The 24,425-nt window shown below is 69.4% G+C and carries 21 protein-coding genes and 2 pseudogenes; 15 read left to right on the forward strand and 8 right to left on the reverse strand.

Annotated elements, in window-relative coordinates; genetic code table 11:
- Positions 1-2: 2 nt before the first annotated feature.
- Positions 3-743, reverse strand: a complete 741-nt coding sequence (locus OHB00_RS33000; RefSeq protein WP_406440195.1) for a class I SAM-dependent methyltransferase — start codon at positions 741-743, stop codon at positions 3-5.
- Between OHB00_RS33000 and OHB00_RS33005 the strand changes: the two genes are divergently transcribed.
- Both OHB00_RS33005 and OHB00_RS33010 read left to right on the forward strand, forming a co-directional pair.
- Positions 732-1,271, forward strand: coding sequence for a VOC family protein (locus OHB00_RS33005; protein ID WP_406440197.1), 540 nt, complete (start codon positions 732-734; stop codon positions 1,269-1,271). The genes OHB00_RS33000 and OHB00_RS33005 overlap by 12 nt on opposite strands.
- 8 nt (positions 1,272-1,279) lie before the next feature.
- Positions 1,280-1,390, forward strand: a pseudogene (locus OHB00_RS33010) (DUF397 domain-containing protein); the annotation flags it as partial.
- A gap of 88 nt (positions 1,391-1,478) precedes the next feature.
- Here OHB00_RS33010 and OHB00_RS33015 read toward each other — a convergent pair.
- Positions 1,479-1,544, reverse strand: a pseudogene (locus OHB00_RS33015) (hypothetical protein); the annotation flags it as partial.
- 22 nt (positions 1,545-1,566) lie between these two features.
- On the opposite strand from OHB00_RS33015, the gene OHB00_RS33020 reads away from it, so the two are divergent.
- Positions 1,567-2,256 (forward strand): hypothetical protein, encoded by a 690-nt coding sequence (locus tag OHB00_RS33020; RefSeq protein ID WP_406440199.1) that lies wholly within the window; start codon positions 1,567-1,569, stop codon positions 2,254-2,256.
- A 111-nt stretch (positions 2,257-2,367) separates the two neighbouring features.
- Entirely contained in the window at positions 2,368-3,627 is a 1,260-nt protein-coding gene (locus OHB00_RS33025) for an MFS transporter (protein ID WP_406440201.1), read from the forward strand.
- Between the two features lie 137 nt (positions 3,628-3,764).
- On the opposite strand, the gene OHB00_RS33030 is transcribed toward OHB00_RS33025, so the two are convergent.
- The 5 genes from OHB00_RS33030 to OHB00_RS33050 all read right to left on the reverse strand — a co-directional run bounded on the left by OHB00_RS33030 (position 3,765) and on the right by OHB00_RS33050 (position 9,866).
- The gene (locus OHB00_RS33030; protein WP_406440203.1) at positions 3,765-4,808 is read right to left on the reverse strand and encodes an ABC transporter ATP-binding protein; all 1,044 of its coding nucleotides are present in this window, start codon (positions 4,806-4,808) and stop codon (positions 3,765-3,767) included.
- Positions 4,809-4,834: 26 nt separating this feature from the next.
- Positions 4,835-5,875: an ABC transporter ATP-binding protein gene (locus OHB00_RS33035; protein WP_406440205.1), complete on the reverse strand. Its 1,041-nt coding sequence runs from the start codon at positions 5,873-5,875 to the stop codon at positions 4,835-4,837.
- 48 nt (positions 5,876-5,923) lie between these two features.
- Positions 5,924-6,904, reverse strand: coding sequence for an ABC transporter permease (locus OHB00_RS33040; protein WP_406440207.1), 981 nt, complete (start codon positions 6,902-6,904; stop codon positions 5,924-5,926).
- Positions 6,905-7,008: 104 nt separating this feature from the next.
- Positions 7,009-8,742, reverse strand: a complete 1,734-nt coding sequence (locus OHB00_RS33045; protein WP_406440209.1) for an ABC transporter substrate-binding protein — start codon at positions 8,740-8,742, stop codon at positions 7,009-7,011.
- Between the two features lie 95 nt (positions 8,743-8,837).
- Positions 8,838-9,866, reverse strand: a complete 1,029-nt coding sequence (locus OHB00_RS33050; protein ID WP_406440211.1) for an ABC transporter permease — start codon at positions 9,864-9,866, stop codon at positions 8,838-8,840.
- Between the two features lie 515 nt (positions 9,867-10,381).
- On the opposite strand from OHB00_RS33050, the gene OHB00_RS33055 reads away from it, so the two are divergent.
- The 5 genes from OHB00_RS33055 to OHB00_RS33075 are packed head-to-tail and all read left to right on the forward strand — an operon-like array spanning position 10,382 to position 15,978.
- Complete coding sequence (locus OHB00_RS33055; protein ID WP_406440212.1) at positions 10,382-12,013, forward strand: ABC transporter substrate-binding protein; 1,632 nt, start codon at positions 10,382-10,384, stop codon at positions 12,011-12,013.
- 6 nt (positions 12,014-12,019) lie between these two features.
- Positions 12,020-12,943, forward strand: a complete 924-nt coding sequence (locus OHB00_RS33060; protein ID WP_406440214.1) for an ABC transporter permease — start codon at positions 12,020-12,022, stop codon at positions 12,941-12,943.
- Entirely contained in the window at positions 12,936-13,916 is a 981-nt protein-coding gene (locus tag OHB00_RS33065) for an ABC transporter permease (RefSeq protein ID WP_406440216.1), read from the forward strand. Before OHB00_RS33060 ends, OHB00_RS33065 begins: the two co-directional genes overlap by 8 nt.
- Before the next feature lie 9 nt (positions 13,917-13,925).
- Positions 13,926-14,900, forward strand: a complete 975-nt coding sequence (locus tag OHB00_RS33070; RefSeq protein ID WP_406440217.1) for an ABC transporter ATP-binding protein — start codon at positions 13,926-13,928, stop codon at positions 14,898-14,900.
- Positions 14,893-15,978: an ABC transporter ATP-binding protein gene (locus tag OHB00_RS33075; protein WP_406440219.1), complete on the forward strand. Its 1,086-nt coding sequence runs from the start codon at positions 14,893-14,895 to the stop codon at positions 15,976-15,978. Before OHB00_RS33070 ends, OHB00_RS33075 begins: the two co-directional genes overlap by 8 nt.
- 218 nt (positions 15,979-16,196) lie before the next feature.
- On the opposite strand, the gene OHB00_RS33080 is transcribed toward OHB00_RS33075, so the two are convergent.
- A complete protein-coding gene (locus OHB00_RS33080; protein WP_406440221.1) occupies positions 16,197-18,323 on the reverse strand; it encodes a prolyl oligopeptidase family serine peptidase in 2,127 nt (708 codons plus the stop codon).
- A gap of 190 nt (positions 18,324-18,513) precedes the next feature.
- Between OHB00_RS33080 and OHB00_RS33085 the strand changes: the two genes are divergently transcribed.
- The 6 genes from OHB00_RS33085 (at position 18,514) to OHB00_RS33110 (ending at position 24,420) form a co-directional block, all read left to right on the forward strand.
- Complete coding sequence (locus OHB00_RS33085; protein ID WP_046733847.1) at positions 18,514-18,708, forward strand: hypothetical protein; 195 nt, start codon at positions 18,514-18,516, stop codon at positions 18,706-18,708.
- A 56-nt stretch (positions 18,709-18,764) separates the two neighbouring features.
- Positions 18,765-19,631, forward strand: coding sequence for an N-acetyl-1-D-myo-inositol-2-amino-2-deoxy-alpha-D-glucopyranoside deacetylase (gene mshB, locus OHB00_RS33090; RefSeq protein ID WP_406440222.1), 867 nt, complete (start codon positions 18,765-18,767; stop codon positions 19,629-19,631).
- Complete coding sequence (locus OHB00_RS33095; protein ID WP_406440224.1) at positions 19,628-20,044, forward strand: DUF6113 family protein; 417 nt, start codon at positions 19,628-19,630, stop codon at positions 20,042-20,044. Before mshB ends, OHB00_RS33095 begins: the two co-directional genes overlap by 4 nt.
- A 156-nt stretch (positions 20,045-20,200) precedes the next feature.
- Positions 20,201-22,600, forward strand: coding sequence for a hypothetical protein (locus OHB00_RS33100; RefSeq protein WP_406440226.1), 2,400 nt, complete (start codon positions 20,201-20,203; stop codon positions 22,598-22,600).
- Positions 22,601-22,738: 138 nt separating this feature from the next.
- A complete protein-coding gene (locus OHB00_RS33105; protein ID WP_406440228.1) occupies positions 22,739-23,683 on the forward strand; it encodes an ABC transporter ATP-binding protein in 945 nt (314 codons plus the stop codon).
- Entirely contained in the window at positions 23,680-24,420 is a 741-nt protein-coding gene (locus OHB00_RS33110) for an ABC transporter permease (RefSeq protein WP_406440230.1), read from the forward strand. Before OHB00_RS33105 ends, OHB00_RS33110 begins: the two co-directional genes overlap by 4 nt.
- Positions 24,421-24,425: the final 5 nt, after the last annotated feature.

Below are 24,425 nucleotides of genomic sequence, written 5' to 3' on the forward strand. Positions count from 1 at the left end.
TCCTACCCCTGCCGCGCGACGGTGATGATCTCCGGGCTCCCCGAGGTGACCGGCCCGCGCGCCCAGTCGCCGTACTGTTCGACGACCTCCAGACCGGCAGCGTCCAGGAAGCCGGCGAGGGCGTCGGGGGCGAGGAAACGGAGGGTGGAGCGGCATACCTGGGGGTGCGCGAAGGCTCCACCCTCGTACGTCTCCGTGAAGGTCACCCGGTCCCCGACCGGAGAACCGTCGACCTCGTGCCAGACGCGGACCTGACGGCCGTCCGGGGCGGTGGCGTGGTGCACGCGGTCCGGCGTCCATGTCTCCCAGGTCCGCGCGGTGGGATTACGCGTCTCGAAGACGAACCGCCCGGTGGGCGAGAGGGCGGTGCGTACGGCGGTCAGCGCGGCGCGCAACTCCTCGTCGCCGAGCAGCTCCTGAAAGGCGTGACCGGTCATCACGACGAGATCGAAGCCGTGGCCCTCCCAGCGGCGGGTACGCAGATCACCGAGCACCCACTCGACACCGGGTTCGGCCCGACGCGCCTGCACGAGCATCGCCGCGGCCGGCTCCAGCCCCATCAGCCGCCCCTCGTGCCCTTCGGCCCGCGCCCCGCGCAGCAACCGCCCGGTACCGCAGCCGACATCGAGTACGGACGATGCGGACATCACCTGGTCCAGGTAGAAGTCGTCACCCGGCCCCCACGGGTTGAGGCTGTCGTAGAGCGCGGCGAGCGAGAGATCCGCGTACGAATGATCGACCACCGCGGCAGTGTGCCACATGATGTTGAACACAGGGTCAGGAACGGCCTTCTTCTTGAACTTCTATCAACTTCCATCGGACTGCAGGTGCTTGATCACATAGAGCTGTGGGTGCCGGACCTGGACCGGGCGACGGGCTCCTGGGGCTGGCTGCTGGGAAGCCTGGGCTGGACGCCGTACCAGAACTGGCCGGACGGGCGGAGCCGGCGGCTGGGGGAGACGTACGTGGTGGTCGAGCGACCACCGGCGATGCGGGGCGGCGGCGCCGGGTACGACCGTATGCGGCCGGGCCTGAACCACCTGGCGTTCCACGCACCGGGCCGGACGACGGTCGACACGCTGACGGGAGCGGCTCCGGCGCACGGGTGGACATTGCTGTTCCCGGACCGCCATCCGTTCGCCGGGGCCCGGACCACGGCCTGCAGGGCGCCGACGAAGGCGACGAAGGCGCGTCGGCGGAAGGTGAGGGTGGCTCTGGCGGGGGCTTTGCAATCGCGCGAATGCATTCATCAGTTGGCCAAGGAGCTGTGAGGATCGGCATGATCACCCCCACCGCGTGGAAGAAGTCGTCATTCTCCGGCGGAGGCGAGGGAAACGACTGCGTAGAAGTTGCCCACCGGGGGACCCACATATCCGTCCGCGACTCCAAAGCCGGGGGACCGCTCCTCCCGGGTGCACCATGCTGCTGCCGGCGCCGGCGAAGTCGTCGAGGGCGAACGGGACGACCCGAACGATCACATGGTCGGCCTCGGACATGTCCAGGATGCGCGTCAGTTGGGCCCTGGAGGCGTCGCGTCCGGCCACCTTGAGGCGTAGGGCCGCTTTCGTGGATCACGGCCTGGTGGTCGAGTCGCAGGGGGAGGTAGACGGCCGTAAGCGAGGGAGCTGGCCGTACTACCTGTCGTATCTGTATGAGAAGTACCGGTGTGAGCCGGTGCTCATCGTGATCACGCAGAGCAGTGCGACCGCGCGGTGGGCCTCGCAGCCGATCAGGCTCGGCCTGCGGGGGTGGGAGTCGCTGACCGTGCGGCCGCTGGTGCTGGGGCCGGAGAGCGTGCCGGTGATCGCGGATGAGCGGGAGGCGGTACAGGACGTACCCCTTGCGGTGCTTTCGGCCATGACACACGGGCGGGGCCGGAACGCTGCGGCCATACTGGAGTCGCTGGCAGCCGCCCTGAAGACCATCGACCGCGACAGTGCCGCGGTGTTCGTGCAGTTCGTCGACTCGTGCCTGGTCGATCCCCAGGCGAAGCAGATGTGGAGGGACCTGATGACGGCGATGCAGTACTTCTGGCGGCACCCGCTGGCGGAGCAGGTGCGGGAGGAGGGGCGCGAGGAGGGGCGTGTTCAGGAGCGTGCGGAGATGGTGTTGCGTGTTCTGGAGTGGCGGGGGATCGCGGTGAGTGACCCTGTGCGCGAGCGGGTGGGCGCCTGTACCGATCTGGACCAGCTCGAAACCTGGGCCCAGCGGGCGGTGCACGTCACGGACGCTGCGGAGTTGTTCGTCGGGGAGTGAACGGCGGGGCTTGGGCGCGGGTCGGGGGAGCCTGACCCGTGATCCGTACTTGGCGGGAAGGGCGCGTGACGGTGACCGGCCCGAGGCGGCAAGGGCGTAGGGTGCGCGTCCATGTCTGCCGCTGAGCACCCCCCTTCCCTGTTGCGCAACACCGGTTTCGTGCGCCTCGCGTGCGCCCGGATCATCTCCGTCCTCGGCAACGGGTTCGCCCGGATCGCGCTGGCCTTCGCGGTGCTCTCGCTGCCCGGCGCGACCCCGGGCGGCCTCTCGCTCGTCGTCGCCTGCCAGGCGGTCCCGCAGCTCGCGCTGGTGCTGGTGGGCGGAGTGATCGCGGACCGGGTCTCCCGCTCCGCGCTGATGGCCGTGTCGGACGTGCTCGGCGCCCTTTCCTACGGCGGACTCGCGGCCATGGTGCTCAGCGGCCACGCCCCCGTCGCCGCGCTCTGCGCGCTCGCCGTCACGGCGGGCACCGCGACCGCTCTCTTCTCGCCGGCGATGGACGGGGTCATCCCGCAGCTGGTGCCGTCCGGGGCCCTCCAGCGGGCCAACGGCCTGTTGCGGGTCGGCACCAACACCTCCCTCCTGCTGGGGCTGGCCCTGTCGGGCGTGACGGTCGCGTGGGTCGGCGCGGGCTGGGCGCTCGCCATCAACGGTCTTTCATTCGTGGTCAGCGCCGCGCTCACCTCCTCCCTGCGGCTGCCGCGTCGGCAACGGAAGTCCGCCTCGGGCTGGGCCGATCTGCGCGAGGGCTGGCGGGAGTTCGCCTCCCGGCAGTGGCTGTGGGTGGTCGTCGTCCAGTTCGCCCTGGTGATGGCCGCCACGAACGCCAACGCCGGCGTACTGGGGCCGCTGGCCGCGCGTGCCCACTTCGGCGGGGCCCGCGCGTGGTCGGTGGTGGTGGCCGCGCAGGCGCTGGGGGCCGTGGCGGGCGCCGGGATCGCGGCCCGTGCGCGCGTCACCCGGCCGATCCTGGCGGCGGTCCTGTTCACCCTCCCGTCCGCCTTGCCGCCTGCCCTCCTCGGGGCCGGAGCGCCGCTGTGGGCTGTCGCCGCGGGTGCTTTCACCGCCGGTGTCAGCCTGGACTTCTTCGGCGTGCTGTGGGCCACCACCATGCAGCGTGAGGTCCCCGAGGAAGCCCTGTCCCGGGTGAGCTCCTACGACTGGTTCGGCTCGCTCGCCCTCGCTCCGCTCGGCCTCGCGCTGGCAGGACCCGCCGCCGACACCTTCGGCACCGACCGGATGCTGATCGTCTGCGCGATCCTGATCGTCGCGGCCACCCTCGCCGCGCTCCTGTCTCCCGGGGTGCGGTCGCTGCGGGCCGCGCCGGATGCGGACCGGCCCGAGCTCCTCGAAGCCACTGCCGCTTCCTGAGGATGCCGAACGGCAATGAGAAGGGCCCGCACCTGGGGAGGTGCGGGCCCTTGCTCCCCTGGAGCGGACGTTCAGGGCTCGGGTCAATGGGCCGGTGAAAGTCCGTCCGTAGGCGGCGGCTGACGGAAAGGGGTGTGTCAGGCCGCTGCCTCGGGGTCCTTGGCAAGGCGCGGGGCAGGAATCGCGTCGCGCACCTCAGGGTAGTGGCACGCGGTGAGGTGGCCGGGCTTGTTGCCGTCGGCCTGGACCAGCGGCGGTGCCTCGGTCGCGCACTTCTCGGTCGCCTTCCAGCAGCGGGTGCGGAAGCGGCAGCCGGACGGCGGGTTGATCGGGGACGGGACGTCACCGACCAGGCGGATGCGCTCGCGCGGCTCCACCTCCACCGTCGCCTCGGGTACGGCGGACAGCAGCGCCCGCGTGTAGGGGTGACGCGGGTTGTCGTACAGGTCCTCGCGGTCGGCGATCTCCACGATCTTACCGAGGTACATGACCGCGACGCGCTGTGAGAAGTGCCGCACGATCGCGAGGTCGTGCGCGATGAAGACGAAGGCGATGCCCAGCTCCCGCTGGACCTTCTGGAGCAGGTTCACCACCTGGGCCTGGATGGAGACGTCCAGGGCGGAGACCGGCTCGTCGGCGACGATCAGCTTCGGCTCCAGGGCCAGGGCGCGGGCCACCCCGATGCGCTGGCGCTGGCCGCCGGAGAACTCGTGCGGGAAGCGGTTGAAGTGCTCCGGGTTGAGACCGACGATCTCCAGCAGTTCCCTGACGCGCTTCTCGCGACCGCCGGCCGGGTTGATGTCGTTGATCTCCATCGGGCCCGCGACGATCTTGCCGACCGTCTGGCGGGGGTTCAGCGAGGCGTACGGGTCCTGGAAGATCATCTGGATCTCGGACCGGATCGGCGCCAGCTGCCGGCGGTTGGCGTGCGTGATGTCCTGGCCGCGGTAGGTGATCTTGCCACCCGACGGCTCCAGCAGACGGGTGATCAGACGGCCGGTCGTCGACTTGCCGCAGCCGGACTCGCCGACCAGGCCCAGGCTCTCGCTCTCGGCGACCTGGAAGTCGAGGCCGTCCACCGCCTGCACCGCGCCGACGGTCCGCTTGATCGGGAAGCCGCCCTTGATCGGGAAGTGTTTGGTCAGCCCGGAGACGTCCAGGAGGGGGTTGGTGTTGCTCATGGTCGTGAAGTCCCGTCTCGTGTCCGTCAGTTGTGGCCGGCGATGGCCGCGTAGTCGGCGAAGAGCTCGTCGCGCTTGCTCAGTTCCAGGTGGCAGGCGGAGCCGCGGCCTTCGGTCAGTTCGAGTACCGGGCTCACGCTGGAGCACTTGCCGCCCGGGACCTTCTCCGCGAACGCGCAGCGCGGGTGGAAGCGGCAGCCGGACGGCGGGTTGAGCAGCGAGGGCGGGGAGCCGGGAATCGGCGACAACGGCACGTCGACCGGTCCGTCCAGAGCCGGCATGGAGTTGAGCAGGCCAAGCGTGTACGGGTGCTGCGGATTGCCGAGCACCTGCTTCTTGGTGCCCCGTTCCACGCACCGGCCGCCGTACATCACCAGGACGTCGTCCGCGATGTCGGCGATGACTCCGAGGTCGTGGGTGATGAAGACGATCGCCGTGCCGAACTCCTGCTGGAGGTCCTTGAGAAGGTCCATGATCTGGGCCTGGACCGTCACGTCGAGCGCGGTGGTCGGCTCGTCGGCGATCAGGAGCTCGGGGTCGCAGACGAGGGCCATCGCGATCATCGCGCGCTGGCGCATGCCGCCGGAGAACTGGTGCGGGTAGTCGTCGACCCGGACGTCCGGCTGCGGGATCCCGACCCGCTTCAGCATCTCGATCGCCCGCGCCCGCGAGTCCTTCTTGGAGGCGCCGGTGTGCTTGCGGTACACCTCGGAGATCTGGGTGCCGATGGTGTGGTAGGGCGACAGCGAGGCCAGCGCGTCCTGGAAGATCATCGACATCTTGTTGCCGCGGAGCTTCTCCAGCGTCCGCTCGGAGGCCGTGAGGAGCTCCTGGCCGTCGAGCAGGATCTCGCCGTCGATCGCCGTACGGTCGCGGTCATGGAGACCCAGGATCGTCAGGTTGGTGACGGACTTGCCGGAGCCCGACTCGCCCACGATGCCGAGCGTCTTGCCCTTGGCGAGGTCGAAGCTGAGCCCGTCGACGGCCTTGACGATGCCGTCCTCGGTGGAGAAGTGGACTTTGAGGTCCTTGACGGAGAGGAACGGCTGTTGATCGGTGCTCGTCACGGGGACGCTCCTGGGGGTGATGCGAGAGGTAGGGAGTGGGGGCGGAGGTCAGGCGAGCCGGATCCGCGGGTCGATGAAGGCGTAGGCGGCGTCGACGATGATGTTGAAGAACACGATCGCGGCCGCGGACAGCACCGTGACGCCGAGCAGCATCGGCAGGTCGCTCTGGTTGACAGAGGTCACCGCGAGGCGGCCGATGCCCTGGAGGCTGAAGACCTGCTCGGTGATGATCGCGCCGCCGATCAGCGTGCCCAGGTCGATGCCGAACAGCGTGACGATCGGACCCATCGCGCCGCGCCAGGCGAAGCGCAGGAACACGTTCGTACCCGAGAGGCCCTTGGCGCGGGCGGTGCGGACGTAGTCCTCACTGAGCTGCTCGACCAGCTGGGAGCGGGCCATACGGGTGTAGTTGGCCGTGAAGATGATCGACAGCACGATCCACGGCAGCAGCAGGCCCGAGAACCACTGGACGGGGTTGTCGGTCAGCGCCGTGTACGAGGGCTGGTCGAGGATGCCCGTCTTGAAGGTCAGGAAGTACAGCGCGATGTAGCCGACGAAGTAGATCTGCAGCGAGGAGCCGAGCAGCGACGCCGAACTCGCGAACTTGTCCAGGAACTTGCCCTGCTTGAGCGCGGCGATCATGCCGGTGCCCACACCGAAGGTCAGGAAGATGACGGCCGAGCCGAAGGCGAGCGAGAGGGTCAGCGGCAGCCGGTCCATGATTGTGCCGAAGACGGGCTCGTTGTTGGCGAAGGAGTAGCCGAGGCACGGCGCGTTGCAGTGCCCGAAGCCGCTGTAGTCACGCCCGACGAAGATGCCCTTGAGCCAGGACCAGTACTGGACCGGGATCGGATGGTCGATGCCCAGGTTGTGCCGGATCTGTGCCAGCGAGGCCGGCGTGCAGTTCTTGCCGCAGGACATCATGGCCGGGTCACGCGGGACGGCGTAGAAGAGCCAGAACGTGATGGCGCTGATGATCAGCAGAATGACCAGCGCGCCGACCGTACGGCGGACAAGGAAGCGGAACATGGGGTCAGGACTTTCCGGACGGGGCGCCGTTGCCGGGGCGTGAGGGGTGTGGAGCCGGTGGTGGGGGCGGCCCGGTGGGGCCGCCCCCTGATGCCGTGTGGCGCCTACGCCTTGACGTAGAGCCTCGTGAGCGCGATGCCGGTGTTGCCCGCGTCGTAGACGAAGCCGCCGACCTTCGAACCGTGCATCCAGTTGCGGATGGCGTGGTAGTCCGGGACGCAGGCCGCGAGCTCCATGACCTGCTTGTCGATCGCGCCCCAGGCCTTGTTGGCCTCGTCCGCGTCGGTGATCAGGGAGGCGGCCGCGATGGCCTTGTCGACGCTCGCGTTCTTCAGCTGGGCGTAGTTGCTGCGCCCGTCACCGATGTTGTCGCCGTCCCAGCAGGGGTAGAAGACCGAGTAGCCGCCCGGCCAGTCCGGGCTCCAGCCGGCCGCGAACAGGTCGTAGGTGTTGTCGATCTTGCCGATCTGGGTGTAGAAGGTCGACTTGTCGATCTGCTTGTTGACGACTGTGAAGCCGGCGGCCTCCAGTGCGTTCTTGATCGCGACGGCCTGCTTCACCGCGTTGTCCGACGTCTGGTAGGCGATGACCAGCTTCTGCCCGAGCTTGCCGGCCTCCTTGAGGAGGGCCTTGGCCTTGGCCGGGTCGCCGCCGGGCTTCGTCTTCTTGCCGTAGAGGTCGAAGTCGGTGTAACCGGGCGTCACCGGGCTGAAGATCGTGGTGGCGATCTCGCTGGTGGACGCGCCGCCGCGGATGGTCTGCAGCTGCTGGTTCGGCCAGGCGTAGTTGATGGCCTGGCGGACCTTGACGTCCGTGATCCGGGTGGTGTTGATCGGCCAGTAGTAGGTGACCGTGTCGACCGCGGTGAGCACCTGCTGCTTGAGCTTCGCGTTGGTGAGGACCGTGGCGATCCGCTCCGGGGCGATCTCGTTGAAGATCGACATCGTGTACTGGTCGTTGCCCTTGTCCGCGATGTAGCGGTCGGTCGAGGCCAGCAGCTCGAAGCCGAACTGGAAGAGGTACTTGTCCGGGTAGGCGTTGCGGATCGGGTCCGTCGCCGCGTCCCAGTGCTCGTTGCGGGTGTACGTCAGGGACTTGCCGATGTCACGGGCGGAGATCTTGTACGGGCCGCAGGAGAACGGCTGCTTGTCGTACTTCTCCTTGGTGTCCTTCGACTTCTTCACGAAGGAGTACGCGCGCTCGGCGAGCGTGAAGTTGAAGTCACCACGAGCCTGGTTCAGGCGGAAGGTGATGGTCTTGCCGTCGATCTCGATGGAGTCGAGGTGCTTGCCCTCGTAGGGGCCCTTGTACTTGTCGCCACCCACCAGGAACTGCTGGACATAGCGCGGGCCCTCGGTCACGAACGAGGCGAAGAGGCGCTCGAAGGTGTGGCGGACGTCATCCATGGTGAGGTCGGAGCCGTCCTCCCACTTGATGCCGTCCTTGATCGTGAACGACCAGGTCTTGCCGCCGTCCTTGGCGGTGCCCGCGTCCGTGGCCACGTCGCCGACGAGGGTGGCGCCGCCCTTGGAGTCGAGCTTGTAGCCGGTCAGGCCGCGCATGATCGGCGTGGTGATGAGGATCTCGGTGGAGACGTAGATCTGGGCCGGGTCGAGGTGGTCCATGTCGAACTGGTCGAGCCCGTAGATCGTCCCGCCCTTGACCGCGCCGGCGACCTCGGGGGCCGGGCCGGTCGAGTCGGCCTTAGTACCGACCGCGATCTTGCTCTGCTTGGCCTTGCTGACCGAGGGGATCTTGTTGTCCGACGACTTGCTGCCGCCGCCGCCGCACGCGGTCAGCACCGTGCTCGACGCGGCGACCACGCCGGTGGCGATCATGAAGTTTCTGCGGGAAAAAGACACAGCAACCCTGCCTTATGGGTGGGACGGGACCAGCCGGACGACGTTGACCGGACCGGCAGATGAGAGATGGGTCAGCGCTTGGACTTCGGGTCGAGCGCGTCGCGCGCCGAGTCGCCGAGCAGGTTGAACGCCAGGACGAAGATCACCATGGACAGGCCCGGGAAGAGCATGAAGGTGAAGTCCTGGGTGTAGAACTGGGCGCCTCGCTGGATCATGACGCCCCAGTCGGGAGTCGGGTCGATCATGCCGACACCGAGGAAGGCGAAGCCCGCCTCCGCGGTCACGTAGGCCGGGAGCATGAGCGTGGACTGGATGAGGATCGGGGTCCACAGGTTCGGCAGCAGTTCCTTGAACACGATGCGCGCCGGTGACGCCCCGGTCACCTTGGCGGCCTCGACGAACTCCCGCTCGCGCAGACCGAGTACCTGGCCGCGCAGCAGGCGGGCGATCGACGCCCAGCCGAAGAAGGACATCATGAAGATGAGCGTGACGGCCCGCAGCCAGGTCGGGATGTTGTCGTCGGCGGCGACGAACAGGCCGAACACCACCGGCATGAAGGCGATGATGAACAGCGTCGAGGGGATCGACAGCACGACGTCGATGATCCGGCCGACAAGGTAGTCCGTCTTGCCGCCCAGGTAGCCCGCGGTCACACCGATCACAACGCCGACGACGGTGGTGATCAGGGTGGCGGCCAGGGCGATGCCCAGCGAGGTCCGGATGCCGTAGAGCAGGAAGGTGAAGACGTCACGACCCAGCTGCGGCTCGATGCCGAACCAGAACTGCGAGCTCATGCCGCCGTTCGCGCCCGCCGGGTACGAGAAGGCGTCCAGCAGGCTCGGGTCCTGGCTCGCGTACGTCGTGTACGGATCCTTCCCGTACAGCTTGGAGATCAGCGGCGCGGCCAGCGCGATCACGAAGAAGAAGATCACGATGACCGCGGATATGACGCCCGTACGGTCGCGTTTGAAGCGGCGCCACGCGAGCTGGCCCGGGGACCTGCTCTCGCTGGCCTTCGAGTCGGGAGAAGTGATCGACTTCTCGGCGCTCTCGTCGGTCACCTCAAGCGGGGCAGCCGCGGATGGAGTTGGGGGGGTCATGGTGCTCCTGGCCCAAGGGAGGGTCTGATGACTCCGCAGGGCACACTCCCCTACGGGCTACGCCGGACTTTTTCAACGCAATTCATTCAAGGTCAATAAATTCTCGGGCGCCTTGGTTTTGTCTTTACCTTCTTTACTCGGGCTTGACCGTTCCGTAGCTACGCGGGTAGCGCCTCGTAATCGCACCGTGCTTTAGTTCGGGCGAACTGCGCGAAACGGGCAAGGAGTTCGTTATGCGGACGCGTGGGTGCCGAAATGCGTACATCGGCGGTCCGTAATCCAACGTTTCGGCATCGTTGCGCGGAGATCCATTGCGCCGTCGTCGCAAGATCCTCCAGAGGCTCCCGGGGGGTCGTCCGCAATCGGGTGACGTGTCCCTCTAAAGGTCCCCATGGGGTCCCCGCGGGGCCTCCGTTCGGGGCAGTGGGTGAGCGATATCGACCTGTTTGGTCGATATTGACCGATAGCGGATCATCTGCGGATCCGCCGATCACCCTTCACGGAGGAGGCACGCCATGCGTTCAGCCACGCACGCCCCAGGGGCGGTCTGCGCGGTGGTGGTGGCGCTCGCCGCCACGGCCTGTGGGGGTGGCGGGGGCAGCGGGGGCGGCGGAGGCGAGAGCGGCGTGCTCAGCTCCTCCTGGGGCGACCCGCAGAACCCCCTGGAGCCGGCCAACACCAACGAGGTCCAGGGTGGCAAGGTCCTCGACATGATCTTCCGGGGCCTGAAGAAGTACGACCCGAAGACCGGCAAGGCGACGGACATGCTCGCCCAGAAGATCGACACGAGCGACTCGCAGAACTTCACGATCACGATCAAGGACGGCTGGACGTTCAGCAACGGCGAGAAGGTGACCGCCAAGTCGTTCGTCGACGCGTGGAACTACGGAGCGAGCCTCAAGAACAACCAGAAGAACGCCTACTTCTTCGGCTACATCCAGGGCTACGACAAGGTCCACCCGGCCGGCGGCTCGCAGAGCGCCGACACGCTCTCCGGCCTGAAGGTCGTCGACGACAGAACCTTCACCGTCCAGCTCAACCAGAAGTTCTCCAGCTTCCCCGACACCCTCGGCTACGCGGCCTTCGCCCCGCTCCCGCAGTCCTTCTTCACCGACCACGCCGGCTGGCTGGAGCAACCGGTCGGCGACGGGCCGTACCGCATCCAGTCGTACACCAAGGGCTCGCAGATGGCCCTGAGGACGTGGGACGGCTATCCCGGCAGCGACAAGGCGCAGAACGCCGGAGTGACCCTCAAGGTCTACACGGACAGCGACACCGCCTACACCGACCTCATCGCCGGCAACCTCGACCTGGTCGACGACGTTCCCGCGTCCCAGTTGAAGAACGTCAAGAGCGACCTCGGTGACCGTTACATCAACACCCCGGCCGGCATCATCCAGGCGCTCGCCTTCCCCTACTACGACAGCGCCTGGAGCAAGAGCGGCGCGGAGAAGGTCCGCACCGGCCTGTCCATGGCCATCAACCGGAAGCAGATCACCGACACCATCTTCCAGAACACCCGCACCCCGGCCACCGACTGGACCTCGCCGGTGCTCGGCGCGGACGGCGGCTTCAAGGAGGGGCTGTGCGGGAGCGCCTGTGACTACAACCCCACCGAGGCCAAACGGCTGATCCAGGAGGGCGGCGGGCTGCCCGGCGGACAGCTCAAGATCACGTACAACGCCGACACCGGCTCGCACAGGATGTGGGTGGACGCCGTGTGCAACTCCATCAACAACGCACTGGGCAACGACAAGGCATGCGTCGGGAATCCGATCGGCACCTTCGCCGACTTCCGCAACCAGATCGGGCAGCACAAGATGACCGGGCCGTTCCGCGCGGGCTGGCAGATGGACTATCCGCTCATCCAGAACTTCCTCCAGCCGCTCTACTACACCAACGCCTCCTCCAACGACGGCAAGTGGTCCAACCAGGACTTCGACAGACTCGTCGACCAGGCCAACGCCCAGACCGACACCGCCAAGGCCGTGTCCACCTTCCAGCAGGCCGAGGAAGTCGTCCGCGACAACATGGCCGCCATTCCGCTCTGGTACCAGAACGGCAGCGCCGGGTACTCCACGCGGCTGTCGAACGTGGCCCTCAACCCGTTCAGCGTCCCTGTCTACAACGAGATCAAGGTCGGCTGAACCGGCATGGGGCGCTACGTCGTCCGGCGGCTGCTCCAGATGATCCCGGTGTTCGTCGGGGCCACGCTGCTGATCTTCCTCATGGTCAATGTCATGGGCGACCCGATCGCCGGCCTGTGCGGCGAGCGGGCCTGCGACCCCGCGACCGCCGCCCAGCTGAAGAAGGAGTTCGGCCTCGACAAGCCGGTGTGGCAGCAATATCTCACCTATATGGGGAACGTCTTCACCGGGGACTTCGGTACGGCGTTCAACGGGCAGCCGGTCACCGAGCTGATGTCCACCGCGTTCCCCGTCACCATCCGGCTGACCGTCGTGGCCATCGTCTTCGAGATCGTCATCGGCATCACGCTGGGCGTGGTGACCGGGCTGCGGCGCGGGCGGCCCGTCGACACGGGGGTGCTGCTCGCCACCCTGGTCGTCATCTCCGTACCGACCTTCGTCACCGGCCTGCTGCTCCAGCTCCTCCTGGGAGTGGAATGGGGCTGGATCAAACCCTCCGTCTCCCCGGAGGCCACCTTCGGCGAGCTGATCGTGCCCGGGCTGGTGCTCGCCTCCGTGTCGCTCGCCTATGTCACACGGCTGACCCGCACCTCCATCGCCGAGAACAAACGGAGCGACTACGTCCGTACGGCGGTCGCCAAGGGCCTGCCCCGCAGCCGGGTCATCACCCGGCACCTGCTGCGCAACTCCCTCATCCCCGTCGTCACCTTCATCGGCACCGACATCGGCGCGCTCATGGGCGGCGCGATCGTCACCGAGCGGATCTTCAACATCCACGGCGTCGGCTACCAGCTCTACCAGGGGATCCTGCGGCAGAACACCCAGACCGTGGTGGGGTTCGTGACCGTGCTGGTCCTGGTGTTCCTGGTGGCCAACCTCCTGGTGGACCTGCTCTACGCCGTACTCGACCCGAGGATCCGCTATGCCTGAGCAGCCGTTCGAGCCCGACCGGGCGATCGCGGGGACCGGTGCGGGCGGGGCGATGGACCTCGCGACGAGCGAGGCGCAGACGCTGGAGAGGACACCGGGCGGACCGCTGGGCACCGGCCCGGCGGCCAAGCCTCGCTCGCTCTGGTCCGACGCCTGGCGGGACCTGCGCCGCAACCCGGTCTTCATCGTCTCCGCCCTCGTCATCCTCTTCCTCGTCGTCATCTCCCTGTGGCCGTCCCTGATCGCCTCCGGCAGCCCCCTCTCGTGCGACCTCGCCAAGGCCCAGGAGGGCTCCCAGCCGGGCGCTCCCTTCGGGTACGACGGCCAGGGCTGCAACGTCTACACGCGGACCGTGTACGGCGCCCGTACGTCCGTCACGGTGGGAGTCTGCGCCACGCTCGGGGTCGCGTTGCTCGGGTCGGTGCTCGGCGGGCTCGCCGGGTTCTTCGGCGGGTTCTGGGACTCGGTGCTGTCCCGGATCACCGACGTCTTCTTCGCGATCCCGGTCGTCCTCGGCGGTCTCGTCCTCCTCTCGGTGGTGACGAGCAATACGGTCTGGCCGGTCATCGGGTTCATGGTGCTGCTCGGCTGGCCCCAGATCTCCCGGATCGCCCGCGGCTCGGTGATCACCGCCCGGCAGAACGACTACGTCCAGGCCGCCCGCGCCCTCGGCGCCTCCAACTCCCGCATCCTGCTGCGGCACATCGCGCCGAACGCCGTCGCCCCCGTGATCGTCGTGGCGACCATCGCGCTCGGCACCTACATCGCCCTGGAGGCGACCCTGTCGTACCTCGGCGTCGGCCTGAAGCCGCCCAGCGTCTCCTGGGGCATCGACATCTCCGCCGCCTCGCCCTACATCCGCAACGCCCCGCACGCGCTGCTGTGGCCCTCCGGGGCGCTCGCGCTCACCGTCCTGGCCTTCATCATGCTCGGCGACGCGGTGCGCGACGCCCTCGACCCGAAGCTGAGGTGAGCCGGCGACATGCTGCTCGAAGTACGCGATCTGCATGTGGAGTTCCGGACCCGGGACGGGGTGGCGAAGGCGGTCAACGGCGTCTCGTACGCCGTCGACGCCGGCGAGACGCTGGCCGTGCTGGGCGAGTCGGGGTCCGGGAAGTCCGTGACCGCGCAGGCCGTGATGGGGATCCTCGACACGCCGCCCGGGCGGATCGGCGGGGGCGAGATCCTCTTCAGGGGCCGCGACCTGCTGAAACTGAAAGAAGAGGAGAGAAGGAGCATCCGGGGCGCCGAGATGGCGATGATCTTCCAGGACGCGCTGTCGGCGCTGAACCCGGTGCTGAGCGTGGGCGACCAGCTCGGCGAGATGTTCGTCGTGCACCGGGGGATGTCGAAGAAGGACGCGCGGGCCAGGGCGGTCGAGCTGATGGACCGGGTGCGGATCCCGGGCGCCGCCCAGCGGGTCCGGGACTATCCGCACCAGTTCTCCGGGGGCATGCGCCAGCGCATCATGATCGCCATGGCGCTGGCCCTGGAACCGGCGCTCATCATCGCCGACGAACCGACGACCGCCCTGGACGTGACCGTGCAGGCCCAGGTCATGGACCTGCTCGCGGAGCTGCAGCGCGAGTACCACATGGGGCTGATCCTGATCACCCACGACCTGGGCGTGGTCGCGGACGTGGCGGACCGTATCGCCGTGATGTACGCGGGGCGGATCGTCGAGTCCGCGCCCGTGCACGACATCTACAAGGCGCCGGCCCACCCCTATACGCGCGGGCTCCTCGACTCCATCCCGCGCCTCGACCAGAAGGGCCAGGAGCTCTACGCCATCAAGGGCCTGCCGCCCAACCTGATGAACATCCCTCCGGGGTGCGCCTTCAACCCGCGCTGCCCGATGGCCCAGGACGTCTGCCGCACCGACGAACCACCGTTGTACGAGGTGGATCAGCACCGGGGCAGCGCCTGCCACTTCTGGAGGGAGTGCCTCAATGGTTGACAGGGTGGTTGAGCCGATCCTGGAAGTCAGTGGACTGGTCAAGTACTACCCCCTGACCCGGGGCATCTTGATCAAGAAGCAGATCGGTGCCGTCAAGGCTGTTGACGGTGTCGACTTCGTGCTCAACAAAGGGGAGACCCTCGGTATCGTCGGGGAGTCCGGCTGCGGCAAGTCAACAGTTGCCAAGATGCTCGTCAACCTTGAGCGGCCGACGGCGGGGTTGATCAAGTACAAGGGCGAGGACATCACGAAGCTGAGCGGCCGTGCGCTCAAAGCGGTCCGCCGCAACATCCAGATGGTCTTCCAGGACCCCTACACCTCCCTCAACCCCCGGATGACCGTCGGCGACATCATCGGGGAGCCGTACGAGATCCATCCCGAGGCGGCTCCCAAGGGCGACCGGCGCCAGCGGGTGCGGGAGCTGCTGGACGTGGTGGGGCTCAACCCCGAGTACATCAACCGCTATCCGCACCAGTTCTCCGGCGGCCAGCGGCAGCGCATCGGCATCGCGCGGGGGCTCGCGCTGCGTCCCGAGGTGATCGTCGCCGACGAACCGGTGTCCGCGCTCGACGTCTCCGTGCAGGCCCAGGTGATCAACCTGCTCGACCGGCTCCAGAACGACTTCGACCTGTCGTACGTCTTCATCGCCCACGACCTGTCGATCGTGCGGCACATCTCGGACCGGGTCGGGGTGATGTACCTCGGGCGGATCGTGGAGATCGGCACGGACGAGGAGATCTACGAGCACCCGACCCACCCCTACACCCAGGCACTGCTCTCCGCGGTGCCGGTACCGGACCCGGAGGCGCGGGAGCACCGGGAGCGGATCATCCTGAGCGGGGACGTCCCGTCGCCGACGAACATTCCGTCGGGGTGCCGGTTCCGCACGCGGTGCTGGAAGGCCGAGGAGCGGTGCGCGCTGGAGGTGCCGTTGCTCGCGGTGCCGGCCGTCTTCCGGCTCGCGCCGGGGCCGGCCGCCCATGACTCCGCCTGCCACTTCGCGGAGGAGAAGCGGGTGGTTCCTCCGGAGGAGCCGGCCGGGGAGACGGTGGACGATCTTGGTAACGGGGGTGCGTAGCGGGGCATATGTGGGCCAATTGCGTTAACACATAGGCAACTTCTCTGACCCGGTCTCGATATACGGACGCGGCACGCTTTTCAGCGTACGGCCGTGCGGGTGCCGTAAACGGGCCGGGACGCGCCATGTCGTCCCGGCCCGTTGCCGTTCGCTCCGCTGGGTGCGGCCGAAGGGGATCTGCGGGCCGGTGGGGGCTTGACGCGCAGTTCCCCGCGCCCCTAAAGGGGCGCCAGGCCCAACGTCCTCTTCAGGAAGTCCAGTTGGAGCAGCAGGAGGTTCTCCGCCACCTGTTCCTGCGGAGTCATGTGGGTCACGCCCGACAGCGGGAGGACCTCGTGCGGGCGGCCCGCGGCCAGCAGGGCGCTGGACAGGCGCAGGGAGTGGGCGACCACCACGTTGTCGTCCGCCAGGCCGTGGATGATCATCATCGGGCGGTGGGGTTCGGCCGCGTCGACCAGGCCCGCGTCGTCGATCACCGAGTTGCGGCGGTAGACCTCCGGCTGCTCGCCGGGGTCGCCGAGGTAGCGCTCCTGGTAGTGGGTGTCGTACAGGCGCAGGTCGGTCACCGGGGCGCCGACCACCGCCGTGTGGAAGACGTCGGGGCGGCGCAGGGCCGCGAGGGCGGCGAGGTAGCCGCCGAAGGACCAGCCGCGGATGGCCACCTTGGTCAGGTCGAGAGGGAAGTCGGCGGCGAGCGCCTGGAGGGCGTCCACCTGGTCCTGGAGGACGGTCGCCGCGACGTCGTCCTTGATGGACTTCTCCCAGGCGGGGGAGCGGCCCGGGGTGCCCCGGCCGTCGGCGACGATCACCGCGAAGCCCTGGTCGGCGAACCACTGGGAGGTCAGGTGGGCGTTGTGTGCGGCGACCACCCGCTGGCCGTGCGGACCGCCGTAGGGGTCGAGCAGAACCGGAAGGGGAGTGTCGCCGTGGTAGTCCCGTGGCATAAGCACGGCGCACGGAATTCGGCGTGCGCCCCCCTCGGTGAGCGTCACGCGCGGGGACAAACCGGGGTCTTCGGCGTACGAGGTGACAGTCGCCAGGCGCTTTCCCTCGCGCAGTACCTGCGTGCGGGTGCCCGGGCTGTCCGGCGTGGCGGAGACCAGTACGGTCACGCCCCCGGCGCGCACCGCCGTGTGCACGCCGGGCTCCTGCGACACGCGCTCCACGCCGAGCTCGTTCACGCGGTAGACGTGTACCTCGCCGATCTCGGGGGACTCGGCCTCCTCGCCGGCGGACGCGGAAACCAGCACGTCATCGGTGGTGACATCGAGAACCGCACGGATGTGCAACTGGGGTCCCGTGAGCGGCCGTTCACCCACCGCGAGGACCCGGGCGCCACCCTCGTCGGCGATCCGGACCAGCTGTCCGGAGGGGCTCCAGCAGGGCACTCCACCGAACAGTTCCAGCCATGTTGGATCTTCGTCGGCGTGCACCATCCGGGTCGCCCCCGACCCCGGATCCACGGCCAGGAACAGCTGGCTGCGCTGGTCGCGCGCCTGTACGAGCAGCAGCGGTGCACCCGCTTCTGACCAGTGCACATGCGCCACGTACGGATAGCGCGCCCGGTCCCAGGAGACCTCGGTGCGCTTCCCGTCGAGGTCGTGCACGAACAGGCGTACGTCCGCGTTCCCGGTGCCCGCTGCCGGGTAGGCGACATGATGTGGCTCACGCTCCGGGTGGGCGGGGTCGGCGATCCACCACCGCTGTACCGGCGTGTCGTCCACGCGCGCGACGAGCAGCCGGTCGGAGGCCGGCGACCACCAGAAGCCGCGGGTGCGCCCCATCTCCTCGGCCGCGATGAACTCGGCCAATCCGTAGGTGACCTGTTCCGACTCCGGCTCCGCGAGCGCCCGGTCGCCCTCACCCTCGGCGCCCACCACGCGCAGGGCGCCCTCCGTGACGTACGCGACATGCCGGCCGTCGGGGGACGGGCGCGGGTCGATCACCGGTCCGGGGACGGTGAGTTCGCGTGCCGTGCCGGCCCTGAGCTCGGCCGTGAAAAGCCGCCCTGACAAGGCGAAAGACGCCAGCTCCAGGGCCCCGTCGGCGGCGTAGCCGACGATGCCGGCGCCGCCCTCACGGCTGCGTTCACGACGGGCCCGCTCCTGGGGCGAGAGATGCTCCTCGGCGCCGCTGAGCAGGGTGCGCGGGTCCGCCGCGAGGCGCTCCTCGCCGCTCGGCACATCGAGAACCCAGAGGGAGTTGGCGCGGTCGGTGCCGGAACCGGAGCGCAGAAACGCCACGCGGGAGCCGTCGGGGGCCACGGTGAACGCGCGCGGCGCGCCGAGCGTGAAACGCAGGGTGCGGGCGTGCCGGCGGGGGAATGAGACAGCCTCGGTCGTCATGCCCCGACCATATTGGCCATGCGCCCCCTTGTGCGGCCGTGCGCCGAGCGATGCGCGAGCACGCATAGTTATGATCACTACCGCCAGGTGGGTATGAACCTGCTGGCTTGCGCATGGAGTTGCTGTACCGATCTACAACCCCCATAGTCCGAACCCCCCGCGTCCCTGGGATCTTTGGAGGTGAGCCGCCGTGGCACTCTCGATTTCGGCGGTGGTGCTGCTGGCGATCATCGTCTTCTTGTTGATCAAGAAGTCGGGTCTGAAGGGCGGTCATGCCGTGGTGTGCATGCTGCTCGGTTTCTATCTCGCCTCCTCTACCGTCGCACCGACGATCAGCGACCTGACGACCAATGTCGCCAGCATGATCGGCAGCATCAAGTTCTGACCCCGTCGAGACCGGGGCTGCGCGGCACTGTCGGCGGCGTTTCGTAGGGTGGGCACATGACGGAACTGCCCTCCCGGCGTCTGTTGCTCGTGCACGCGCACCCGGACGACGAGTCGATCAACAACGGCGTCACCATGGCCCGCTACGCGGCCCAGGGTGCCCATGTGACGCTGGTCACCTGCACCCTCGGCGAGGGCGGCGAGGTGATCCCGCCCGAGCTGCGGCATCTCACCGGCCCCGCGCTGGGCGAGTACCGGCTGGGCGAGCTCACCGCCGCCCTGCGCGAGCTCGGCGTCGGCGACTTCCGGCTGCTCGGCGGCGCCGGCCGCTACCGCGACTCCGGAATGATGGGTCTGCCCGACAACGACACACCCGACTGCTTCTGGCAGGCCGACCTCGACGAGGCCGCCGGGCACCTGGCCGAGGTGATCCTGGAGACCCGCCCCCAGGTCCTCGTCACCTACGACGACAACGGCGGGTATGGCCACCCGGACCACATCCAGGCCCACCGTGTCGCCATGAGAGCCGTCGAGCTCGCCGCCGACGCCGGCCACCGCGTCGCCAAGGTGTACTGGAACCGCGTCCCGCGCACGGTCGCCGAGGCCGCCTTCGCCCGCCTCCAGGAGGACCTGCCGGCGCTGCCCTTCGCCAAGTCCGCCGCCGTCGACGACGTGCCGGGCGTGGTCGCGGACGGCCGGATCACCACCGAGATCGACGGCGCCGCGTACGCCGGTGCGAAGACAGCCGCGATGGCCGCCCACGCCACCCAGGTCGAGGTGGCACCGCACGGCGCCCGCTACTTCGCGCTCTCCAACGAGCTGGCGCAGCCCGTGTTCACCACGGAGTACTACGAGTTGGTGGGCGGCGAGCCCGGTGCGCCGCGCGAGACCGATCTCTTCGCGGGCCTCGGGGAGGCGTCATGAGTTCCGGTGGCCGCGGGGCGATGCTCGCGCAACCGTTGCAGGCACCCTCGGCCGGGCGGGTCGCGGCCCTCCTCGGGCTGGTCGTGCTCGGAGCCGTGGTCGGGATCGCCGGGGCCCTCGTCCAGGCCGGCTGGTTCCCGGGCGGGCTCCTGCTCGCCCTGGCCGGCGCCGCCGGGCTCTTCCTCGGCGGGGCCAGGGCCGTGGCGAGCCGCTCCGGGGCCGTCGCACCCGCCTTCGGCTGGGTCGTCGCCGTCATCTTTCTCACCGCCAGCAGGCCGGAAGGTGACTTCCTGTTCGGCGCGGGAGGCGGCTCGTACCTCTTCCTGCTCGGCGGCATGGCGTTGGCTGTGATCTGCGCCACAATGGGTTTGGGGCGGCAACCTCAAGCGGACGACGCCCGACTTGGCAAGTGACGTACCGCTTCGCCGTGGGGCGCCCGTGCGAGTCCGGTGTGGGTTTCCCCAGCGGTCATGGGATAAGCGTCAGAAGTGGCCAGTATGGTGGTGCGCGCCGCCGAACCGCCCGAGCAAGGTCGTCACGGGCGGTGGAGCCAACCGGGAGAACCTGCCTTGAGTCGTGAAACTGACACTCCGTCCTCCGGGCCCAACGGGCGCGGTGGATCCGCATACCCCTCCGGCACGCCGCCGTACGGGACCCCCATGGCTTCCGACGACGCCACGGGCGCGGCCCGTTCGGCCGCGCAGCCGGAGGAACGCAAGACCGAGACCACGCTGACGACTCGGATCCGGATCAACATCCCCGGTTCCCGGCCGATTCCGCCCGTGGTCGTCCGTACCCCCGTCGCGGATGTCGAGGGCGCCGCGGCCGGCGTCGGCGGCGCGGGCGAGGAGACCGGCACGCACGCACGGCCGGCGGGTACCGCCATGTCCACCGGCACCGTCGAACCGCCCGCTCCCGAGCAGGCGGCCACGCCGGCCGCCGAGGAGAAGGCCAGCGAGTGGTTCGCGCCACGCAAGTCCGCCCCCGCCAAGGGCGGTCCGCGCGGCGGCGCCACCAACGGCGCCGGAACGCCCACCGGTTCGCCCGCCGCGGCGGGCAACGGCGCGACGCCGGCCGGCCCGCCGTCCGGCGGCCCGGCGACCCAGGGCGGTGCGCGTGCGGGCGGCGGCCGTCCGGGCGGTGTCGTCGGCTCCATGAGCGTGCCCGGCGGGTCCCGGCCCGGCGCGACCAACGGCGCGGGGCTGCCCACGGGTGCGACCGGCGGGCCGGTGGCTCCCGGCCACGGTGGCGGCACCGGCTCCTTCGACGTGACCGAGGCGCTCGCCGCGGGCCCGCTCGGCGGCTCCCGGGGCGGCGCGAAGGGCGGCCGCGACGACCTGCCCTACTTCTCCGACAACGGCGGCCAGAACGGCGCCCAGGCCGGACCCGGCGCGCCCGGCGGCGGCCCGGCCGGCCCCAGCGGCTTCAACGGCCCCGGCGGCTTCAACGGGCCGGGCGGTCCGGGCGGCCTCGGCGGCCCACAGGGCCCGGCGGGCCCCACCGGCGGCCCGGTCACCGGTGACGGCCCGTTCGTCCCGCCGGCCAACGGCGGCGAACCCTTCGGCGGCCAGGGCGGCCCCGGCGGCCCGGCGGGCGGGGCCTTCAACGGCGGCGAGCCGTTCGGCACCCCGAACGGCCCCGCGGGTCCCGGCGGCGGCCCGGCCGGCCCCGGCGGTCCCGGTGGCCCGCGCGCCCGCGGCGGCCACGGCCGACCCGGCGCGAGCACCACCCCCGGCGGTCCCGGACTCGCCGTCCCCGGCGGCGGTCTGAGCGACGACACCGCGATCCTCACCCCGCAGAAGCCCGCCCCCGAACCGGGCATGCCCGGCTACGGCACCCCGGCCGAGAACGTGTCCGGGCACACCGTCACCAGCGGCGTCCCGGTCGTGCCGCCGGGCGCCAAGTCCCCGTTCGCGCCGGGTACCCGCACCGACGGGCCGCTGCCGCACACGCCCCCGAAGCTGCCCGAGCCGGTCTCGCCGCCCCCGGCCGAGGCCAAGGGCAAGGGCAAGGCGAAGGCCAAGAAGAAGCGTGGCAAGCTGCCGCTGCTCGGCGGTGTCGTGGTGGTCGCCGGTGTCGGCCTCTACGGCGCCGGGCTGCTCATGAACCACTCCGACGTGCCCAAGGGCACCACCGTGCTCGGCGTCGACATCGGCGGCGGCACCCGTGACGACGCGGTCAAGAAGCTCGACGACGCGTTCGGCAAGAACGTGCACAAGCCGCTGAAGCTGTCGGTCGACGGCAAGACCGTCTCGCTGCCGCCGGACCAGGCAGGTCTGCAGTTCGACATGCAGAACACCGTCGAGGCGGCCGCCAAGAGCGACTACAACCCGGTCTCCGTGGTCGGCTCCCTGTTCGGCCAGAAGCGGGTCGTCGCCCCTGTCATGCCGGTCGACGAGGAGAAGCTCCAGGCCGCCCTCAAGGACCTCGGCGGCAGCTCCGGCTCGGTCACCGAGGGCACGATCAAGTTCACCTCCGGCAAGGCCGTCGCGGTGTACGGCAAGGCGGGCAAGGGCATCGACGCGGCCGGCTCGATGAAGGCGGTCGAGCAGGCGTACGAGACGATGGTCGAGACCGGCACCGCCTCCGCGGTGAGCGTGCCGACGACCACCGTGCAGCCGACGGTCTCCAACGCGGAGGTCGACCGCGAGATGAAGGCCTTCGCGGAGCCGGCGATGTCAGAACGGGTCACCATCCAGACCGACGCGGTGCACAGCATCCAGTTCGGCTCCCTTTCACTGCCCAAGATCCTCGGCTTCAAGGCCGTCGACGGCAAGTTGGTGGAGACGTACAACCTGGAGGCGCTCAAGGAGGCGTACGGCAGCACCTTCGACGGCGTGCTGATCACCCGCGGCACCGGCCAGAAGACGGCTGTCACCCCGCAGGATGTCGCTTCTGCGCTGCGCAAGGCGCTGGTCGGCAAGACGGCGGCGCAGCGCATCGGAGTCATCGACACCAACCCCAGCTGACCTGAGCCCGCAGCGGGGCGCCCGGCGATCACCGGGTGCCCCCTCGCGCTTGTCAGGCGCTGTTCATGACATCTGTCATGCGGCTCTCCGGACGCCCGACACTGCCCGTGCCCCCGCCCGCCCGGCCAGCATGGACGCATGACAACGACAGCGGCGACGACGGCCACCGGGACCCCGGTGGTGGTCGGGTTCGACCAAGTGAGCAAGACCTACGGGAACGTGCGGGCCGTCGACGGGCTCTCGCTGCGGCTGCACCCGGGGGAGACCGTGGCCCTGCTCGGGCCCAACGGCGCGGGCAAGTCGACCACGCTCGACCTGCTGCTCGGCCTCAAGCAGGCCGACGCCGGCACGGTCAGCGTCTTCGGCCTGAGCCCGCGGGAGGCCATCGTCGCCGGGCGCGTCGGCGCGATGCTGCAGAGCGGCGGCCTGATGGACGAGGTCACCGTCCAGGAACTGGTCAAGCTGGCCTGCGATCTGCACCCGAAGCCGTACAAGGTCACCGACGTCCTCGCCCGCGCGGGCATCTCGCAGATCGCCGACCGCAAGGTCAACAAGCTCTCCGGCGGCCAGTCCCAGCGGGTCCGTTTCGCCCTCGCCACCGCCGGTGACAGCGACCTGATCGTCCTGGACGAGCCGACCACCGGCATGGACGTCTCCGCCCGCCAGGCGTTCTGGGCCACCATGCGCGAACAGGCCGACCAGGGCCGTACCGTCCTGTTCGCCACCCACTACCTCGAAGAGGCCGACGCCATCGCCGACCGGGTGCTGGTGCTGCACCGGGGCCGGCTGCTCGCCGACGGCACGGCCGCCGAGATCAAGGCCAAGGCGGGCGCGCGGCGGATCTCCTTCGACCTGGAGGGCGAGATCGACGAGGCCGCGCTGCGGGCGCTGCCCTTCCTCACCGTCGTCGACGTAAGCGGCCAGACCGTCCGCATGCAGTCGTCCGACGCCGACGCCACCGTCCACGCGCTGTACGGCCTCGGCGTCTACCCCCGCAACCTCGAAGTCGCCGGGCTCGGCCTGGAGCAGGCGTTCGTCGCCATCACGGAGGCCGAGGAGGCCAAGGAGGTCACGCAGTCATGAACGCCCTGATCAGGCTGGAGCTCGCCCGCGCCCTGCGCAACCGCAAGTTCCTGTTCTTCTCGGTGATCTACCCCTCGATCATCTTCCTGCTGGTCGCCGGCCAGGGCGGCACCAGCCGGACCGTCGACAACTCCGGCCTGTCCGTCGCCGCCTACGTCATGGTGTCGATGGCCTCCTTCGGTGCCCTGACCGCCGTCCTGATGGGCAACAGCGAACGCATCGCCAAGGAGCGCGAGAGCGGCTGGGTACGGCAGCTGCGGCTGACCACCCTGCCCGGGCGCGGCTACGTCCTCGCCAAGACCGCCAGCGCCGCCGTGGTGAGCCTGCCGTCCATCGTGGTCGTCTTCCTGGTCGCCGCGTCCGTGAAGCACGTACGTCTCGACGCCTGGCAGTGGTTCGCGCTCACCGGCGCGATCTGGGCCGGCAGCCTGGTCTTCGCCGCGCTCGGCGTCGCCATCGGGTACCTGGCGAGTGGTGACGCGGTCCGCCCGATCACGATGATCACCTACTTCGGCCTGTCGATCCTCGGCGGCCTGTGGTGGCCGTCCTCCTCCTTCCCGGCCTGGCTCCAGGACATCGCGAAGTGGCTGCCCACGCACGCGTACGCTGCACTCGGGCGGGCCATCGAACAGAGCCAGGCCCCCAAAGCCCAGGACATCGCCATCCTCGTCGTCTTCTTCGCCCTCTTCGTCGGCGGCGCGGCGTGGCTGTACCGGAAGGACACGCTGAAGGCGTGAGCGCG

It is taken from the genome of Streptomyces sp. NBC_00631 (assembly GCF_045206895.1).
GTDB lineage: Bacteria > Actinomycetota > Actinomycetes > Streptomycetales > Streptomycetaceae > Streptomyces.